Below are 3,839 nucleotides of genomic sequence, written 5' to 3' on the forward strand. Positions count from 1 at the left end.
CTACTCGGCCCGCAACCGTTCCGCCTCGATCCGCATTCCGTACGTGGCGAACCCCAAAGGCCGCCGCATCGAAGCGCGTTTCCCCGATCCTTCGGCCAACCCCTACCTGGCCTTCTCGGCCCTGATGATGGCGGGCCTGGACGGCGTGGAAAACAAGATCCACCCGGGCGAAGCCGCCACCAAGGACCTGTACCACCTGCCGCCCGAAGAGGACAAGCTGGTGCCGACCGTGTGCCACAGCCTCGACCAGGCGCTGGAGTACCTCGACAAGGACCGCAGCTTCCTGACCAAGGGTGGCGTGTTCACCGACTCCATGCTCGACGCCTACATCGAACTCAAGATGGGCGAAGTCACGCGTTTCCGCATGGCGCCGCACCCGGTCGAGTTCGACATGTACTACAGCCTTTGATGGCTTGCCCGGCTCTGCCGGGCCGCCTGGGCCAACCCGCAAGGGGCCATGATCATGGCCCCTTTTTTTGTTGCTCGGGCGGTCAATCGCCACCGTTCACACGCCGGCCCGGCACTTTTGAAACCGTTTTCGGTCATACTGAAAAACGCATATTGGTGCGCTCGCCGATCCCCCCAACCGCCTCCTGGAGTTGATGTCACCTTGAATCCGATGCCCTCACTCACGATCCGGTCGCTGGCTGTCGCCACGCTTGCGCTGTGCGTCCTGGAAGCTCACGCCCAGGCGCGCATCTACCGCTGCGGCAACGAGTACACCAACGACGCACAGGTGGCCAAATCCAAGGGCTGCAGCCCCATGGAGGGTGGCAACATCACCATCATCGAAGGCACGCGGCCCACGCCGCCGCGCGCCACGCCCGCGGCGGCGGCGCCACGCAGCGGCAACGCCAACGAACGCGTCGACTCGGCCGCGCAGCGCGCGCGCGACAGCGATGCGCGCGCCATCCTCGAGGCCGAACTGCGCAAGGCGCAGGAGCGCCTGGAGCAGGCGCGCAAGGAATACGCCAATGGCGAACCCGAGAAGCAGGGCATCGAGTCGCGCAACTACCAGCGCTACCTCGATCGGGTGGCCGATCTCAAAGCCGCCGTGGCGCGGGCCGAGAGCGACGTCGCCGGCCTGCAGCGCGAGTTGAACCGATTGCCGGGATCCGCCAACGCCGTCGGTTCTGCCGCAAAATGAGCGGCTTGAAAAAGCCCAGCTTCCCCTCCCTGCTTCCCACTTTCCCGCGCCGGGCGCCGGCCGACCCGGACGCGTTGGCCGCCGGGCGCAAGGCGCCCTCGGTGTCGTCCCGTTTCCAGTCCCTCGACCTGCTGGCCACGCTGGTGGCGGTGGTGGACCCGCACGGTGGCGTGCTCTACGCCAACGCGGCGCTCGAAGATGCGCTGGGCATGTCCCGCCGCAGCATCACGGGCGCGCTGCTGCAGGACTGCTTCACCGAGCCCCCGCTGCTGGAGAACGCCTTGCAGGGCGCGAGCGGCAACCAGTTTGCCGCGCTGCGCTACGACGCCTGGCTCAAGCGCCTCAACCACGAAGCCCTGCCCGTGCACGTGGTCGTGGCGCAGACCGACAACCCGGGTGAGGTGATCGTCGAGCTGCTGCCACTGGAGCAGCAGGCGCGCCAGGAGCGCGAAGAGCGGCTGATCGATCAGGCGCAGGCGAACAAGGAGCTCATCCGCAACCTTGCGCACGAAATCAAGAACCCGCTCGGCGGCATCCGTGGCGCGGCGCAACTGCTGCAGATGGAGCTCGAATCCCGCGAGCTGATCGAGTACACGCAGGTCATCATCCACGAGGCCGATCGACTGCAATCGCTGGTGGACCGCCTGTTGGCGCCGCACCGCAGGCCTCACGTGGTGGGCGACGTGAACATCCACGAGGTGTGCGAACGCGTGCGCTCGCTCATCCTGGCCGAGTTCCCCAAGGGATTGAAAGTCGTGCGCGATTACGACACCTCCATTCCCGAGTTCCGGGGCGACCGCGAACAGCTGATCCAGGCGGTGCTCAACATTGCGCACAACGCCGCACAGGCGTTGAGCGAACGCATCGCGGCGAGCGATGCGCGCATCGTGTTCCGCACGCGTGTGGGCCGACAGGTGACGTTTGGTAAACAGCGCTATCGGCTGGCACTGGAATTGCATGTGATCGACAACGGGCCTGGCGTTCCAGACTCGATCAAGGACCGCATCTTTTTCCCGCTCGTGTCGGGACGGGATGGCGGCTCTGGCCTGGGGCTCACGCTGGCGCAGACCTTTGTCCAGCAGCACCACGGATTGATCGAGTGTGAGAGCGTGCCGAACGAGACGGACTTCAAGATTCTGATTCCGTTGCCCTAGCCGTCACATACCGTCGAACGCCGTGCCACAAGAAGGGAAGACAACTCAATGAAGCCGATCTGGATAGTGGACGACGACCAATCGATCCGCTTCGTGCTGGAAAAAGCGCTGCTGCGCGAGAACCTGCCCACGCGCAGCTTCACCAACCCGCAGGATGTGCTCAAGGCACTGATCGACACGCCCGAGCACGAGGGCCCACAGATCCTGGTGAGCGACATCCGGATGCCCGGCGGCTCGGGCCTGGAGCTGTTGGAGAAGGTCAAGGAAAAGTTGCCCGGCCTGCCGGTCATCATCATGACCGCGTTCTCCGATCTGGACAGTGCGGTCTCGGCCTTCCAGGGTGGCGCTTTTGAGTACCTGCCCAAGCCCTTCGATCTGCCCAAGGCGGTGGAGCTGATCCGCCGCGCGGTCGATGAAAGCCTGCGTGAGGAAGTTGCCGAAGAGCGCATGAGCGCAGCGCCCGAAATGCTGGGCCAGGCCCCCGCGATGCAGGACGTGTTCCGCGCCATCGGGCGCCTGAGCCAGAGCCAGGTCACGGTGCTGATCACCGGCGAGTCGGGCTCGGGCAAGGAACTGGTGGCGCGCGCGCTTCACAAGCACTCGCCGCGCGCTGCCGGGCCCTTCGTGGCCATCAACACCGCGGCCATACCCAAGGATCTCCTGGAGTCCGAACTGTTCGGTCATGAGCGTGGCGCCTTCACCGGCGCGCAGACCATGCGCCGTGGCCGCTTCGAGCAGGCCGATGGCGGCACGCTGTTCCTCGACGAGATCGGCGACATGCCGTTTGACCTGCAGACCCGCCTGCTGCGCGTGCTGTCCGATGGGCACTTCTACCGCGTCGGCGGCCACAGCGCTGTGCGCGCCAACGTGCGCGTGATCGCCGCCACCCACCAGAACCTGGAGCAGCGCGTCAAGGAAGGCGTGTTCCGCGAAGACCTGTTCCACCGCCTCAATGTGATCCGCCTGCGCCTGCCCGCGCTGCGCGAGCGGCGCGAAGACGTGCCCATGCTCACGCGCTTTTTCCTGCAGCAAAGCGCCAAGCAGCTGGGCGTGGAGCCCAAGCGCATTTCCGAGGCCGCCCTGAAGCTGCTGGGCGCGTTCGACTTCCCGGGCAACGTGCGCCAGCTGGAAAACGTCTGCCATTGGCTCACGGTGATGGCTCCGGCCCAGGTGATCGAACTCAAGGACCTGCCGCCCGAGGTGCTGTCCATGAGCGGCACCGCCTCCGCAGGGGCCCCTGTTTCGGAGGCTCCGGCCGCGCTGTCCCTGCCCGCCGGCTTCATGGCCTCGGCGGCGCCTGAGCCGGTCTACGCCAGCAGTTCGGCGGCCATCGCGCACGCCGAGTCGGCCATCGCATCCCCCATGGCGCAGACCGCGCAGTCGGCGCCGCAGGCCTGGGAGAGCGGCTTGCAGGCCGAGGCCCAGGCCCTGCTCGAAGACGGCCGCACCGACGTCTGGGACGTGCTGACGCGCCGCTTTGAAACGCGCCTGATCCAGACCGCGCTGACCAACACGCGCGGGCGCCGCATCGAGGCCGC

At 66.6% G+C, this 3,839-nt stretch carries 3 protein-coding genes and 1 pseudogene; all 4 read left to right on the forward strand.

The features are described from left to right. A pseudogene (gene glnA / locus KIT86_RS24615) lies at positions 1-409 on the forward strand (glutamine synthetase); the annotation flags it as partial. 210 nt (positions 410-619) lie between these two features. Further along, positions 620-1,147, forward strand: coding sequence for a hypothetical protein (locus KIT86_RS24620; RefSeq protein WP_297403304.1), 528 nt, complete (start codon positions 620-622; stop codon positions 1,145-1,147). A 74-nt stretch (positions 1,148-1,221) separates the two neighbouring features. Next, entirely contained in the window at positions 1,222-2,301 is a 1,080-nt protein-coding gene (gene glnL, locus KIT86_RS24625) for a nitrogen regulation protein NR(II) (protein WP_297403308.1), read from the forward strand. A 48-nt stretch (positions 2,302-2,349) separates the two neighbouring features. After that, positions 2,350-3,839: nitrogen regulation protein NR(I) (gene ntrC, locus KIT86_RS24630; protein ID WP_297403306.1), on the forward strand; the 1,490-nt coding region annotated here is incomplete at its 3' end.

Origin of the sequence: Hydrogenophaga sp. (assembly GCF_026125825.1) — a bacterium.
In the GTDB taxonomy this organism is placed as follows: Bacteria; Pseudomonadota; Gammaproteobacteria; order Burkholderiales; family Burkholderiaceae_C; genus Hydrogenophaga.

Coding starts and splice junctions, on each gene's coding strand:
- KIT86_RS24620 (WP_297403304.1), top strand. CDS start 620: ATGCCCTCACTCACGATCCGGTCGCTGGCTGTCGCCACGCTTGCGCTG.